Origin of the sequence: Brevibacillus sp. DP1.3A (assembly GCF_013284245.2) — a bacterium.
Taxonomy (GTDB): Bacteria; Bacillota; Bacilli; order Brevibacillales; family Brevibacillaceae; genus Brevibacillus.
The window spans coordinates 3,601,138-3,615,929 of record NZ_CP085876.1 but is presented as its reverse complement, the minus strand read 5'-3'; the positions used below and the strand labels follow the sequence as shown (position 1 = coordinate 3,615,929).

General features: G+C 46.3%; 11 protein-coding genes. All 11 read left to right on the top strand.

What is annotated here, in order from left to right:
- Nucleotides 1-29 precede the first annotated feature (29 nt).
- The 11 genes from HP399_RS16465 to HP399_RS16415 all read left to right on the top strand — a co-directional run bounded on the left by HP399_RS16465 (nucleotide 30) and on the right by HP399_RS16415 (nucleotide 14,791).
- Complete coding sequence (locus HP399_RS16465) at nucleotides 30-1,811, top strand: ABC transporter ATP-binding protein (protein WP_173617628.1); 1,782 nt, start codon at nucleotides 30-32, stop codon at nucleotides 1,809-1,811.
- A gap of 2 nt (nucleotides 1,812-1,813) precedes the next feature.
- The gene (locus HP399_RS16460) at nucleotides 1,814-3,613 is read left to right on the top strand and encodes an ABC transporter ATP-binding protein (RefSeq protein ID WP_173617627.1); all 1,800 of its coding nucleotides are present in this window, start codon (nucleotides 1,814-1,816) and stop codon (nucleotides 3,611-3,613) included.
- Nucleotides 3,610-4,317, top strand: a complete 708-nt coding sequence (locus tag HP399_RS16455; protein ID WP_173617626.1) for a 4'-phosphopantetheinyl transferase family protein — start codon at nucleotides 3,610-3,612, stop codon at nucleotides 4,315-4,317. The genes HP399_RS16460 and HP399_RS16455 overlap by 4 nt, the downstream gene beginning before the upstream one ends.
- 30 nt (nucleotides 4,318-4,347) lie before the next feature.
- Entirely contained in the window at nucleotides 4,348-5,076 is a 729-nt protein-coding gene (locus HP399_RS16450; protein WP_173617625.1) for a thioesterase II family protein, read from the top strand.
- Nucleotides 5,077-5,127: 51 nt separating this feature from the next.
- Nucleotides 5,128-6,705, top strand: a complete 1,578-nt coding sequence (locus HP399_RS16445) for a proprotein convertase P-domain-containing protein (protein ID WP_173617624.1) — start codon at nucleotides 5,128-5,130, stop codon at nucleotides 6,703-6,705.
- Nucleotides 6,706-6,917: 212 nt separating this feature from the next.
- Entirely contained in the window at nucleotides 6,918-7,346 is a 429-nt protein-coding gene (locus tag HP399_RS16440; RefSeq protein ID WP_173617623.1) for a MarR family winged helix-turn-helix transcriptional regulator, read from the top strand.
- Nucleotides 7,347-7,680: 334 nt separating this feature from the next.
- The gene (locus tag HP399_RS16435) at nucleotides 7,681-8,793 is read left to right on the top strand and encodes an NADH:flavin oxidoreductase (RefSeq protein ID WP_173617622.1); all 1,113 of its coding nucleotides are present in this window, start codon (nucleotides 7,681-7,683) and stop codon (nucleotides 8,791-8,793) included.
- A 271-nt stretch (nucleotides 8,794-9,064) separates the two neighbouring features.
- Nucleotides 9,065-10,804: an ABC transporter ATP-binding protein gene (locus tag HP399_RS16430; RefSeq protein WP_173617621.1), complete on the top strand. Its 1,740-nt coding sequence runs from the start codon at nucleotides 9,065-9,067 to the stop codon at nucleotides 10,802-10,804.
- The gene (locus HP399_RS16425; RefSeq protein ID WP_173617620.1) at nucleotides 10,801-12,675 is read left to right on the top strand and encodes an ABC transporter ATP-binding protein; all 1,875 of its coding nucleotides are present in this window, start codon (nucleotides 10,801-10,803) and stop codon (nucleotides 12,673-12,675) included. The genes HP399_RS16430 and HP399_RS16425 overlap by 4 nt, the downstream gene beginning before the upstream one ends.
- Nucleotides 12,676-12,814: 139 nt before the next feature.
- Nucleotides 12,815-13,606 (top strand): citryl-CoA lyase, encoded by a 792-nt coding sequence (locus HP399_RS16420; RefSeq protein WP_173617619.1) that lies wholly within the window; start codon nucleotides 12,815-12,817, stop codon nucleotides 13,604-13,606.
- A gap of 36 nt (nucleotides 13,607-13,642) precedes the next feature.
- Complete coding sequence (locus HP399_RS16415; RefSeq protein ID WP_173617618.1) at nucleotides 13,643-14,791, top strand: acyl-CoA dehydrogenase family protein; 1,149 nt, start codon at nucleotides 13,643-13,645, stop codon at nucleotides 14,789-14,791.
- Nucleotide 14,792 lies beyond the last annotated feature (1 nt).

The following is a 14,792-nucleotide window of genomic DNA, read 5'->3' as shown; positions in this document are numbered from 1 at the left end:
TCCATTACATCCTTGGAGAGGAGCAGCAAATGATTTTTACCAAGCAAGCTCAGCACAGAAAGAAAGAGCCCGTGTTTGGCTGGGTACTCTCATATGTAAAGCCTTATCGAGGTTGGGTCATAATCTGTATCATTGCCTCGCTTCTTGTGGCTGTGGCAAACATTTGGATGGGAATCCTGATCAAAACCATGGTCGAACATACGAACAACTTCGACAAGCTGGTCAGTATTGCTCTCATCATTTTTTGTCTGACCATCGTCGGTTTTCTCTCAAAATATTTCATCACGTATTCGGCAGCTAGATTCAGTTCAAGAGCCATGAGAGATTTGAAAAACAGCATGGCGTCTCATCTCGAAAAAGTCCCCATGTCCACCATGGATAAATATCATTCCGGCGATCTCGTTTCTCGCTTAACAACGGATGCCCAAATCTTGCAAAGCTTTTTGCAAAAGCATTTTTTCCAGCTTTTTTATCTGCCAGTTGTTTTTGTGGGAGCTCTTGGACTGTTGTTGACGATCAATTGGAAGTTAATCATCTTCAGCGTCGCGATCCTTCCCATCGCCATCGTTATCACAGGGTGGATGAGCAGACCGCTTCAAAAATATTCGGAGCAAATGCAGGACCATCTGGGTCAAACGAACGCTATCGCTCAGGATACTCTTTCAGGGATTCACATGGTCAAAGCTTTTCAATTGGAAGGCGTTTTGTATCGTAAATACCATGCGGGTATGAAGCAGGTATTGAAAAATGCGTTCCAGGCAGAGAAGAAACGCGCGTGGATGACAGCACCAGGGATTTTATTGTTTTCTTCCCCCATCCTGTTTTTTGTCGCTTATGGTGGGTACTTGATTCAGGCGGGAGAATTGGATCTGGGAAGCTTGGTCATCTTCAGCTATTTGCTTCACTTTATTATCGAACCACTTTCACTCGCACCCGTGTTGTTTGCCCAAGTACAAGAGACATCAGGTGCGGCAAAGCGACTGCAAGAAATTTTTTTACAGCCAGTCGAACAAAATGATCAGCCTGCGATTCCTGTCGATCGAGAGGCGATTCCTGTACAGTTTGAAAACGTTACGTTTGCCTACGATCAGGCAAGGATTCTTGATAACGTTAGCTTTACGTTACATCGGAACAAGACCGTTGCGTTAGTAGGCGCCAGTGGGAGTGGAAAGAGTACCATCATGAAATTGCTGTGCGGGTTTTATCCAATGGAGCAGGGCAACGGAAGACTGAATGTTTTCGGGCATTCCATGGCTGATTGGAATATGACGGACATGCGGAGCTATCTTTCCATGGTTTCTCAGGATACGACGCTATTCCCTGTGTCTATTGCGGAAAATATCTCGTATGGACGCATTCAAGCGACGCAAGACGAGATCATTGCAGCGGCAAAAGCGGCCAATGCGCATGACTTCATTATGGAGCTGCCGCAAGGATATCAAACAAAAGTGGGGGAACGAGGCTCTCGTTTATCTGGCGGACAGAAACAGCGCATCGCGATTGCCCGAGCGATATTGAAGGATGCCCCGATTCTGCTGCTGGATGAACCAACGTCTGCCTTGGATACAGAATCGGAAGCTTTGGTCCAGGAAGCGTTGGAAAATGTGATGAAAAATCGGACGGTTCTCGTCATTGCTCATCGACTGTCTACGATAAAAGACGCGGATGAAGTGCTTGTTTTGGAGCAAGGACAAATTGTTGAACGTGGTACACACTACGATTTGCTTGCCCAAGGCGGCGTTTACACCAGATTGTATCAAAAACAGTTTGCCACAGAGATGCACAGCTCGCTGGCTGCAGGGGGGGTATAGGCATGTTCATCCAGAATTTAATGCGGGAACTACTTCAACTGCTGTCGTTTATGAAATCGAAAAAGCGAGCGTATATTTTGGGACTCGTGGGTGACGGAATCGGTCAAGCAGCTGTATTGGTATCTTTACCTTTCGTGTTCAAGGATCTGACGGATTTTGCGAACACAAAAGACCCTGCTTTATTAACCAGAGCGATTGCCACCATGGCTGTGATGTTCCTCTTGCTAAGTATCTTGTCTCCATTTTTTAGCTACATCTATCGACGATGCGTCCGCGAGCTCATTGCCAACATTCGGCTTCAAGTCTATCAACGATTGAGCAAGCTGCCTTTCGATTACTATGAGCAGCACCATTCGGGAGATACGATGTCGAGACTGGGCAACGATGTTGTCCTCATGGAAAACGCGTACGCGGAGCAATTGAAAACATTAAGCATCATCCTGCTGTCGCTGATTGGTTCGATCATAGGGATGTTTGCTATGGATTGGAAAATTGCCGTCGTCCTGTTGCTCGTAAGCGCATTGACTCTTTATGTGAATACGCTGTTTGCCAAGTCAGTCCGGCGCATTGGAGACCGAATGCAGCAGCAGATGGGAATTGGGACAGAAAGATTAAACGATTTTTTGTCTGGGTTGCCCATCATTAAAATGTTTCATTTACATAACGTTGTCACCGCACGTTACACGGAAGCAAACGAAGAAGTAGCTTCGTCTGCCATCAAGCAAGGTCATAAACACGGATTATTGGAAGGGACCAATTTTTTCATCCAATTCTTAAGCTTCGGGGGAATGCTTGTTTTTGGAATCATGATGGTATCCAAACAAATAATCGGGTTGGGCGTGCTGGTCGCTTTGGTTCAGCAACAGATGCTTGTGACACTGGCATTTCTCCAGCTTGGCCAAGTCATCACAGCGTTGCAAAGTTCGCTAGCAGGCGCTTCTCGGGTCGTCGATTTTCTGAATGAACCTCTCGAACCAGAAGAGTATCAGAAGAGCTCCGACAAACATCAGCTATGCGAAAGCATGCTGAAGTTGGAGCAGGTCGTTTTCGGATACAACGAAGATACAAACGTGCTGGATGGTGTTTCGTTGCGAGTCGAGAAAGGCCAAATGGCTGGGCTAGTCGGAACGAGTGGAAGTGGAAAAAGCACCGTCATGAAACTTCTGTTGGGGTATTACCCACCTGCGAGCGGCGCTCTTTATTTACTTGGCAAGCCCATGGGAGCGTATTCTCTAGCAGAAATTAGAAGCTTGATCTCGTACGTGCCTCAGGATGCCTTTTTGTTCGAAGGAACCATCGAAGACAATATTCGTTACGGATGCCTGGATGCTTCGGAAGAGGATGTCATCAACGCAAGCAAAGCAGCGTATGCGCATGATTTTATTATGGAACTGTCAGATGGCTACCAGACAAAAACAGGAGAACGCGGTGCCAAGCTATCTGGCGGACAGCGTCAGCGAATTGCCATTGCCAGAGCCATCCTGAAAAATGCGCCGATTCTTCTACTGGATGAAGCAACCTCCGCTTTGGATGCAGAATCGGAATATTGGGTGCAGCAAGCATTAACCGCACTGATGAAAGATAAAACGGTACTCGTTATCGCTCATCGCTTGTCGACTGTTGAGGATGCCGATGTGATTTACGTGATGGATCAAGGAAAAGTCATCGAGCAAGGTCACCATGTTGAGTTAATGGAGCACAACGGCACGTATGCCAAATTGTATGAAGTGCAGCAGCGAAAGGATCGAGCAGAACAAGTCAGTAGTCTTGAATTGACAGAAAGAAGAGTGAGCGCTACGTGATTGCCATCTACGCTTTGAAATGTCCTGCTGTCATGGAGAAAGAGTTGTTCAACCGATTTTTGCAAGCACTACCCGAAGAAAAGCGGGAACGGGTCAACCGTTTCAGAAATCCGGCTGATTCTTATCGGGCGTTGCTCGCGGACGTGCTCGTACGCTCTCTCATTTGTGAAGCCTACGAGATTTCCAATGACGAAATCGAGTATGACTACAATGCATACGGAAAACCTTTTTTGAAATCATTTCCCAACTTCTGCTTTAACGTCTCGCATTCCGGAGACTGGGTGGTCTGCGCCACGCATGACTCGCAAGTGGGGATTGATGTGGAGCAAATATGTCCGATTGACTTGGATATTGCCACTCATTATTTTGCACCAGCCGAAGTAGAAGATCTCTTGGCAAAACATCCGGATGAACAGCTTCCGTATTTCTTCGACCTTTGGACTTTGAAGGAGAGCTATATAAAAGCGAGAGGAATGGGGCTGTCTATCCCACTACAATCATTCGCCATTAGAAAAAGCCTAGACCAATCGATTACGATATCGCAAAATGATTCGCGCGATGCTTGGGCATTTCATCAGTATGGGATCGATCCAGGCTACAAATTGTCAGTATGCGCGACTACCGATCAGTTTGCTGCTCAAGTCGTCATGAAGGATTTACAAGATTTGTATCAGGCCATTTTTCATAGAAAGATATCGAGGTAATTACGTAATGAAGAAAGGGCGGGGAAAGAGATGAAATTGTTCTGCTTTCCGTACGCAGGTGGACTTCCCAGCATCTATTACAGTTGGAAGCGAGTATTGTCCCCAGCGTTATTGGAAATTGATCCATTCGAGGTAAGGCCTTCACTCCAAAGCGATAACGTGGTTCTTTCCACCTCGTTTTATGAGGTCTTGGAGGATGTATACAAACGGATCACACCAGAGCTGGGGGAAGAACCTTTTGCCTTTTATGGCCACAGCATGGGCGGATTAATTGCGTTTGAACTGACGCGAAAGCTGTTGCAGAATGGAAAGCCACTGCCCCAGCACTTGTTCCTGTCTGCATCCCGCGTACCACATGCGTATCACAAACTGGTGAAAACATACAACCTGCCGCATAACGAATTCATCGAATCGCTACGTACACTTGGGGGCACCCCCAATGAAGTTTTGGATAATCACGAGCTCTTAGAGTTATTTTTGCCTAATATTCGCGCTGATTTCCAGGCCGTACAAACTTACGAAATGAATAACGAGCTTCCTCAGCAAATCCCTGTCAACATGACGGTTTTGTTTGGGAAAGAAGATTCTATTGAAATCCAAGATATTGTGGCATGGCGAGACTATTGCGGGCGAGAATGCAAATTCTACCCAATGCTTGGTGGGCATTTCTTTATTCATCAGCAAATGAATACGATCCTAACGATCATTCAAGACACATTGAAGGTAGAACGGGCAGTTGCAACCCGTGCACAATTCTAACGATTGTGCACGGCAACAATAAATCCTAAGGTGAAGGTTGGTGTTCTTTTCATGAATCAGAAAGCACTATCTCGTTTGCTGGCGGCCGTTACATTATCAACGGCGCTGGTCTACCCGCAAGCTGCAAGCGCAGCGGCTCCACCTCCGGCTTTGCATGACGACAATCCAAGTGGTCATTTTGGTGACTGGTACACAGGTGCGGTTCCTCCCAATGCATCCAAAGACAAGCCTGTGATCCTGTTTGTCCAAGGTCTGCACTCCACCTACAAAACCTGGTATACAACAGACGGATTTTATGATGCAGCCTATAACGCTGGGTATCGTACCGCATTTGTGCAACTGAAGGACGCGGATGGTACTGGCGGAAACATGTGGACAAACGGTGCCAAGCTAGCCGAAGTCATTAAAAAGGTTGCAGATTATTACGGTGTTTCCAAAATCAATATCATTGCACATTCCAAAGGTGGCATCGATACACAGACAGCACTCGTCCACTACGGCGCACATCAGTATGTTAACGTCGTTCACCAGATTGCTACGCCAAACAAAGGTTCAGAATTGGCTGACTTAGCGTACAGCAATTGGGCAGGATGGCTTGCTGACATTCTTGGCAAAAAAGACGATGCGGTGTATTCCCTGCAAACGTCATACATGGCCAACTTCCGTTCCCAGACTGACAACCGTACCGAAATTCGTTCAACCAAGACATACATGGCTGCCGGAACAGGGGACGATGGCATGTTTAGTCCTACCTGGTTTGGTCATGCGGCTATTCCAGGTGAAGATGATGGCGCTGTTTCCGTAGAATCTGCCTTCGGTTTGCCTTATGGGATTAAGAGCTTTACCAAAGACATTTCCCACGGTCAAATAGTGAAAGCCTCGAATACATGGAATCTGGTCGAACCGAAATTGCAAAAGGCCTCTGTTCGCAGTGCAAATAAAGTAAGCGAAGACAAGTCAAAATCAAGCACTTTGGAAGAGAGCTCCGTCATTCTCCGTGGGGGCGAAGTGGAAGACACTGTCTCGGAAACATTTTTCCTGGAGAGCGGAATCAATCAGTTCAACCTAGATACGATGACCTCGTCGGAAGACACTGCTGTGACCCTGATCAGTCCGTCTGGCAAAAAGTATGAAGCGGACCGCAGTGAAAAAAGCGAATCGGAGGATGAATCCGAGATATTCCAAGATGCTGTTCATCACTTCATTGAAGTAGAGGAGCCGGAAGCAGGCGAATGGACACTTGAAGTGGAGGGCTCTGACGATGCCTTTTTCATGGTGGGTTCCGTGGATGGTGGAGAAGAAGCGAAAGTAAAGGCGAGCAAAAAGGTATTCAAGAAAGGCGACAAAGCGAAGATTTCCGTCGACCTGGGCAAAAACGAAATTGATCAATCGCTACTGGAAAAAGCAAACCTGACTCGCTCGCTGAACGGCGAAAAAGCAAGCGTCCTTGATGAAGTGAAGTTTGCCATAAAAGAAGATGAGCTTACTGGCAATTTTACCGTGCCGACTAAGCCAGGCGTTTATAATCTCTCCTTTGACGTAACCGGAATCAATGAGGACGGCGAACCATTTACACGCTCTATTAATTACAACTTTGCGGTAACAGATCGTGATGGAGAAATCGAATAAGAATAAGAAGCATCTTCAGCTATTGGCGATACCTGAACGAGTTAAACGAGTCTCGATTTCGCTTTCATTTTTTTACAGCCCTCGCGGAAAGTGAGGGCTTTTTTGTTTTGGCGGAAGAAGTATTCGTGACGAGAGTTTGGAGCGTGATAGCTTTCTGTATTATAATGAAACGAATTAGCATGACATATAGTCTAGAACAGGTGGAATTTACTATGAAAACCGACCCTAATCATGAACTTATAAACGATTGGTTGGCTCTTACTCACATTACTGAAAGTATTTCCAATATGCTTGAAAAAGATTTACGAGAAAATTACAATCTTTCTTTAAAAGAGTTTTACGTCCTTTACTTTTTATCGAAAGAAAGTAATAAAACACTGAGATTACAACAATTACAGGAACGGGTTGGATTAAGTCAAAGTGCGATATCAAGGCTGGTTGGAAGACTGGAGGCAAAAAACTGCAGAGCTTTACAGAGGAATGTATGTGAAGACGACCGTAGAGGCGTTTATACTCAGCTAACCGAATTAGGTGAAGAAAAACTCCAGAGATACCTCGTGACGATGAATGAAATTCTCCAATCTGCTTTTTCAGATGGAAAATTTAATGAAGCATTACAATTGTTAGTGCAAAAGAAGTAATGGCAAAAAGCCACCATTTCCAAACCAACGGGAATAGCGGCTTTTTTTCGTATCAGGATCGCCGTTACACTTATCGGTTGACAGGTGAAAAAGGATGATGGTAAATTAAATGCGTGCGCATGCATTTAAAAACACAAAACTCTACTCACTAAAATCAGTAAAGGAGTGGGGGTTTCAAAGGTTTAGAGTTAAAAAATCGTATGATGATGTATCCTATGTGCATGTATTCAGATGCATGATGTAACTCATTAACGATGTGATTGTTACAACTACTGCTCAAGAGTGGTATGGAAAAATTAGAATGAAAAAATAGTGAAAAGAAAGAGGGAAGCACATGAATTCATCAAAATCTGTAACAGCGTTATTCACCCCGTTTGAATACAAAGGACTGAAACTTGAAAATCGGTTTGTTATGGCACCCATGACCCGCAGTTTTTCACCGAACGGGATTCCAGGGCCCAATGTAGCTGACTATTACCGTCGCCGCGCAGAGAACGAGGTGGGCTTAATCATCACCGAAGGAACGCTAATCGAGCATCCAGCTGCGGGTGCAGACCAGAATGTCCCACATTTCTATGGAGAGGAAGCACTCGACGGATGGGCACGCGTTGTTCGAGAAGTACATGAAGCGGGCGGAAAAATTGCTCCGCAGATTTGGCATACCGGCATGGCTCGCCAAAAGGAGAAATTCCCAGAATCAGATGCCGAACCAATCGGTCCTTCTGGTCTAAGTCTTACTGGTGAAAAGGTATCAGAACCACTCAGCATCGAAGAAATCAACGATCTCATTCGGGCTTACGCACAGGCCGCGTCTCAAGCTAAGAAAATTGGTTTTGACGCAGTGGAAATTCACGGAGCACATGGCTACCTGATTGACCAGTTCTTCTGGGACGTCACCAACAAGCGTACAGATGAATATGGCGGTGATCTCGTAGGTCGCACCAAATTTGCTGTAGAGGTGATTAAGGCTGTACGGGAAGCAGTCGGTCCTGACTTCCCGATAATTTTCCGATTTTCGCAATGGAAACCGAGCGATTATCAATCCAAACTGGCAAAAACGCCTGAGGAATTGGAGCTTTTCCTTGCACCTCTGTCTGAAGCCGGTGTGGACATCTTCCATGCTTCCACTCGACGCTTCTGGGAGCCGGAGTTTGAAGGCTCTGATCTAAACCTGGCAGGCTGGACTCGTAAACTGACGGGAAAACCAACCATCACCGTTGGATCTGTTGGATTGGACTCTGAGTTCCTGAGTCTATTCACCGAAGGCAAGGGTAGTCAGCCCGCTAACATCGATAATCTGATTGAGCGAATCGAGCAAGAAGAGTTTGATCTTGTGGCAGTTGGACGTGCGCTACTGAGCGATCCGGCTTGGGTATCAAAAATTCGTAATGGCAATACCGAAGAACTTCAACCATTTACGCGAGAAGCATTAACAACATTGAGCTGATCGCATAAACAGATTCATTGAGCTCCCGCTTCTCTTCACGATTGGTTTTTCCCCTTCCGAACTCAAAAAAGGAAGTGGGCTGAAAAGAACGATGTAGTTCCATTCATAAGAACAAACTACGATAGGGCGACCCAGTTACATAATGGGCTTGCCCTCTTTTTTTTGATAGAAAACGGGGTGGCTGCGGATACCGTTCGTAAATAGATGCATACAACCGTAAGGCGATTGGAATTGTAGTATGGAAGAGGCAGGAAAGGGAGCGTGTATCCGTATGATGAGGCTGTTTCGATACTTGACGTCCTACAAATGGCCGATCGCAGCGATATTGGTACTTGTATTCATCCAATCCTTATCCGATCTGTACTTACCAACATTAATGGCGGATATCGTTGATGTCGGGATTGTGCAGGGCGATACCTTCTTTATTTGGAAGGTTGGCGGTTTTATGCTGCTCGTCGCTGCGGGTGGGGGCTTTTGTGCCATCGGAGCCAGTTACTTCTCATCCAAGGTTGCTATGAGCTTTGGTCGTGAGCTGCGTGCTAAGGTATTTAACCAAGTAGAACACTATTCCATGCAGGAGATCGACCAAATCGGTACAGCCTCGCTCATTACGAGAACAACGAACGATATTAACCAAGTACAGCAGGTTTTGATTATGATTTTGCGTATCATGGTGGCTGCTCCCATGATGTGTATTGGTGGAATTATCATGGCTTCATCTAAGGATGCCAAGCTGACGCTTGTTCTTGCAGTAGTTGTTCCCATTCTAGCTTTAGCCATTTTCCTGATCGCACGCAAGGGGATGCCTCTTTTCAAAGTCATGCAAAAGAAGCTGGATAAGCTGAATTTAGTCGTGAGGGAAGGCTTGACGGGAATTCGTGTGATCCGCTCATTTAACCGCATGGATGTGGAGAAAAGGCGTTTTAACGAAGCGAATACGGATTTGACGCAGACAGCGATTAACGTAAATCGAATCATGGCAGCTTTGATGCCGATTATGATGTTGACTTTTAACTTGTCTGCTGTTGCCATTCTTTGGTTTGGGGGCATTCGTGTCAGCAATATGGACCTGCAAGTCGGTGATCTCATGGCGTTTATCCAATATGCGACACAGATTATGTTCTCATTGGTTATGCTGTCCATGATCTTCGTCATGGTTCCGCGTGCTTCTGCATCCGCTATCCGAATTAACGAAGTGTTGGATTTACATTCGACCATTTATGATCGCCCTGAGCCTGTGACGCAAACGAAAACAACAACTCCAGGGACGGTGGAGTTTCAGGATGTCACATTTTCTTACCCGGGTGCGGAACATCCCGCATTGACCTCGATTACCTTTACAGCTCGTCCGGGGCAGACCACCGCGATTATCGGAGGAACAGGCTCCGGTAAATCGACGATACTCAATCTGGTTGAGCGATTCTACGATGTGACTTCCGGAGCCATTCGAGTAGATGACCTTGACATACGTGACCTGCCACTAGAGCAATTGCGAGCAAAAATTGGCTATGTCCCTCAAAAAGTGCTGCTCTTTTCAGGCTCGATCGCTGACAATATTCGCTTCGGTAAAGAAGACGCGACAGATACCGAAATCGAGAATGCCGTCAAAATTGCGCAGGCAAGCGATTTTATTGCGAGTATGAAGGGCGAATACGAGGCACACATTTCCCAAGGCGGTACGAACGTGTCCGGTGGACAAAAACAACGGTTATCGATTGCACGAGCAATTGTCCGCCAGCCGGCCATCTACATGTTTGATGACAGTTTTTCTGCGTTGGATTTCAAAACAGATGCGTTATTGAGAGCCGCATTAAAAGAAGAGATCGAGAAGAACCAATCCACGTTAATCATCGTGGCTCAGCGGGTTAGCAGCGTGATGGACGCAGACCAGATTATCGTGTTGGATGAAGGCTCGATTGCGGGTATGGGGACACATCAAGAGCTCATGCAAAACTGCGAAGTCTATCAGGAAATCGTACGATCCCAACTGACAGAGGAGGAGATCGCATGAGTGAGCCGCGAGGAAGTAAGCAAGCTCCAAAGGGTGGCGGCCACATGGGTGGACCGATGGGAATGGTGATACAAGGAGCAAAAGCAAAGGACTTTAAAGGTACACTCAAACGCTTGATCGGCTACTTTCGGCCACACCGTATGCAGCTGATCATCGTGTTTCTGGCTGCCGTTTTGAGTACGATCTTCGCCATTGTTAGTCCCAAACTGATGGGGAAGGCGACAACGAGTCTTTTCGCAGGCATGATCGGTCTCATGCAGGGACAGCCAAAGGAAATCGTATTTGACTTTGGGTATATTGCAAATATCCTGCTCCTTTTGATTGTCTTGTATGTCATCAGTGCGCTGTTCAGCTATTTGCAGCAATATGTAATGGCAGGAGTATCGCAGAAGATCGTCTATGACATGCGTGAGCAGGTAAATGAGAAATTGTCTCGCCTGCCGCTGAAATACTTTGATTCGAAAATGCATGGGGATATTTTGAGTCGTGTCACGAACGACATTGATAATATCAGCAACACGCTCCAGCAAAGTCTGACACAGCTCATCACTTCCATCGTGACGATCGCTGGTGTCATCATTATGATGCTGACGATTAGCCCATTATTGACGCTCATTCTGATTTTGACGTTGCCGCTCAGTGCCATTGCTACGAAACAAATCGCCTCGAAGTCTCAAAAGCATTTCATCGGACAGCAGAGCTCGCTTGGTGAATTGAATGGGCATGTAGAAGAAATGTTTACGGGGCATCAGGTTGTTAAGGCGTTTGGATATGAGAAGAAGTCACAGCAGACATTTGATCAAATCAATGCAAAGCTGTACGAAGCCGGATGGCGGGCGCAATTTATATCAGGGATTATCATGCCGGTAATGAGCTTCATCGGAAATATCGGATACGTGCTTGTCTGCATTGTCGGCGGGATTCTCGCTACGAACGGTTCCATTGAAATTGGGGATATCCAAGCCTTTATCCAATATACTCGTCAGTTCACGATGCCCATTGCGCAGACGGCGAACATCGCCAACCTGATCCAGTCGACGATCGCTTCAGCGGAGCGGGTCTTTGAGGTTTTGGATGAAGAAGAGGAAGTGCCTGAAAGCAAAGAGCCAGTCACGATCGCAGCGCCTAAAGGCAAAGTGGAATTTAAGCATGTCAAGTTTGGTTATAAAGAAGGGCATTTGCTGATGCAAGATATCAATCTCGTAGTAGAGCCTGGACAAAAGATTGCGATCGTAGGCCCAACAGGTGCAGGTAAGACGACCATGATTAATTTGCTTATGCGCTTTTATGAGCTCAATGGCGGAGCGATTCTGATCGATGACGTCGATATTACACGCATGAAACGAAGCGATCTTCGCTCCTTGTTCGGCATGGTCTTGCAAGATACATGGCTGTTTAACGGAACGATCCATGATAATTTGGCCTATGCACATCCTGACGCTTCTGATACGGATATCATTCGCGCGGCGAAGGCAGCTCGCGCCGATCACTTTATTCGTACGCTACCAGATGGATACAAGACGGTGTTAAATGAAGAAGCCTCCAATATCTCCCAAGGGCAAAAACAGCTGTTGACCATCGCTCGTGCTATTTTGGCAGATCCTACGATTCTGATTTTGGATGAAGCAACAAGCAGCGTTGATACACGTACCGAGGTGCATATCCAGGAAGCGATGAATGAGCTGATGAAGGGGCGTACCAGCTTCGTGATCGCACATCGACTGTCTACGATCAGAAATGCAGACTTGATCCTCGTCATGAACAAGGGAACGATCATTGAACAAGGAACACATGACGAGTTGATGGAGCAAGATGGTTTTTATGCGGATTTATACAACAGTCAGTTCGCAGAGGCCACATCAGCAGGCTAAAAATGATGCTTTACACGAAACCGCCAAGCAAGGGCGGTTTTATTGTTGGGAGAGGAAATGTGCAAGATGGCACGGTAATTGCTTGTAAATAAATCAAGCAGGTAAACCAGTTCTATGAATACGAAAGCGAGGGAAGAGAATGGAATTTCAGACAAACATCGGTGTATCAAAATCAGACAAGATTTATGTTCATGGCTATGATTTGACAGAAGAATTAATGGGACAGATCACGTTGGCGGATATGGCATTTTTGGGAGCAGCACATCGGAAGCCTACCCAGAATGAATCAAAGATGCTGAATGCGTGCATGGTTGCCATATGTGAACATGGATTTACACCCAGCTCGATTTCCGCACGCTTGACCTATCTGGGAGCTCCGGAGGCTGTGCAAGCTGCAGTCGCAGCCGGATTGTTGGGGGCGGGTTCAGTCTATCTAGGAGCCATGGAATACGTTGCTCAAATGCTTCAAGAGGCGTTGCAAAAGTACGGTGCTGATTGCGACAGAAAAGAGATCGCCAAACGAATCCTGGAGGAACGTGAAGAAAAAGGACTGCAAATGCCAGGGTTCGGACATCCGATTCATAGACCTGTTGATCCACGCACAGAAAAGTTGTTTGCATTGGCAGAGGAGCTAGGGTTTGCCGGAAACCATACGGCTATCATGAAAGAAATTCACGAGCAAATCAGCACGAAAAAAGGCAAACGGATCACACTAAATGCGGCAGGCGCGATTGGAGCTGTGTTGTCGGATATAGGGTTGCACTACAGTGTCGTGAAATCATTTGCCGTCGCGGCGAGGGCAGTCGGACTAATTGCCCACATTGTGGAAGAAATCGAATCCGGCAGGAAAGATTGCATGGCCCAAAAACTGTACGACTTTGTGGAGGAGAATACCCTCTACACCAATCGCATACCAGACGAAGTGAAATAGTAAACCGACGTCACGGTAAGAAGGGGAGTGGATGACATGAACGTTACATTCAGCAGTGAAATAGAAGAGCTGCGCAAAGCTGTACGGAGTTTTATCAGCGAGAAGGTCGAACCAGTCGCTGATCAAATTGAACGTGAAGATCATATACCAGATCAAATCATGGATATGTGCAAAGAAGTGGGATTGTTTGGACTGAGCATCCCCGAACAATACGGTGGACTGGGTATTGATATGCTTGGAAAGTGCGCCATTTTTGAAGAGATTGGAAAAACAAGCAATGGATTTACGACCGTCATTGGATGCCATAATGGCATCGGTTCTGTAGGGATTGTCGAGATGGGCACGGAGGAGCAAAAACGAAAATATTTGCCGCGCATGGCTACCGGAGAAATGATTGGCGCTTTTGCTTTAACAGAACCAAGTGCAGGTTCAAATGCGACTAATTTAAAGACAAGGGCTGTCCGAAAAGCAGACAAGTTCATTCTGAATGGCTCCAAACATTACATCACGAATGCCCCAATCGCTGGAATTTTCACGGTCATGGCTGTCACCGATCCTTCCAAGGGAGCAAAAGGGATCACCTCCTTTTTAGTCGAGAAAGATTTCCCAGGCTTCCAGATCGGAAAAATAGAGGAAAAGATGGGCTTAAGGGGCTCCCACTCGGCTGAGATATTCTTTGAAGATTGCGAAGTGCCTGTAGAAAACGTCCTTGGCTATGAGGGAATGGGCTATACCAATGCTCTCAAAATCCTGGCGAATGGACGGGCGGGATTGGCAGCCAGAAACCTCGGTTCTTGCCAAAAGCTACTGGATATGTCCATGAAATATGCGATGGAGCGCATCCAATTTGACAAGCCGATTTTTGAACAACAAATTATCCAGCACTACTTGGCAGAAATAGCACTGGACTGCGAAACACTGCGTGCGTTTACGTATCATGTCGCATCGCTCGTCGACCAAGGCAAAAATGTGATCAAAGAAGCCGCGATGGTGAAACTGTTTGCCTCCGAAGTCTATAACCGTGTGGCAGATAAAGCGGTACAAATCCATGGGGGGATCGGATACATCAAAGAATTCCCGATCGAGCGTTATTACCGGGATGCCAGAATTACCAAGATTTATGAAGGTACTTCGGAAATCCAAAAGAACATCATCGCAGGTCGTTTACGTAAGGAATACACGTGAC

Excerpts from the sequence above, each read along its gene's own strand:
- HP399_RS16425 (WP_173617620.1), top strand. The coding sequence starts at position 10,801 with ATGAGTGAGCCGCGAGGAAGTAAGCAAGCTCCAAAGGGTGGCGGCCAC.
- HP399_RS16435 (WP_173617622.1), top strand. The coding sequence starts at position 7,681 with ATGAATTCATCAAAATCTGTAACAGCGTTATTCACCCCGTTTGAATAC.
- HP399_RS16445 (WP_173617624.1), top strand. The coding sequence starts at position 5,128 with ATGAATCAGAAAGCACTATCTCGTTTGCTGGCGGCCGTTACATTATCA.
- HP399_RS16465 (WP_173617628.1), top strand. The coding sequence starts at position 30 with ATGATTTTTACCAAGCAAGCTCAGCACAGAAAGAAAGAGCCCGTGTTT.
- HP399_RS16415 (WP_173617618.1), top strand. The coding sequence starts at position 13,643 with ATGAACGTTACATTCAGCAGTGAAATAGAAGAGCTGCGCAAAGCTGTA.
- HP399_RS16440 (WP_173617623.1), top strand. The coding sequence starts at position 6,918 with ATGAAAACCGACCCTAATCATGAACTTATAAACGATTGGTTGGCTCTT.
- HP399_RS16460 (WP_173617627.1), top strand. The coding sequence starts at position 1,814 with ATGTTCATCCAGAATTTAATGCGGGAACTACTTCAACTGCTGTCGTTT.
- HP399_RS16450 (WP_173617625.1), top strand. The coding sequence starts at position 4,348 with ATGAAATTGTTCTGCTTTCCGTACGCAGGTGGACTTCCCAGCATCTAT.
- HP399_RS16430 (WP_173617621.1), top strand. The coding sequence starts at position 9,065 with ATGATGAGGCTGTTTCGATACTTGACGTCCTACAAATGGCCGATCGCA.
- HP399_RS16420 (WP_173617619.1), top strand. The coding sequence starts at position 12,815 with ATGGAATTTCAGACAAACATCGGTGTATCAAAATCAGACAAGATTTAT.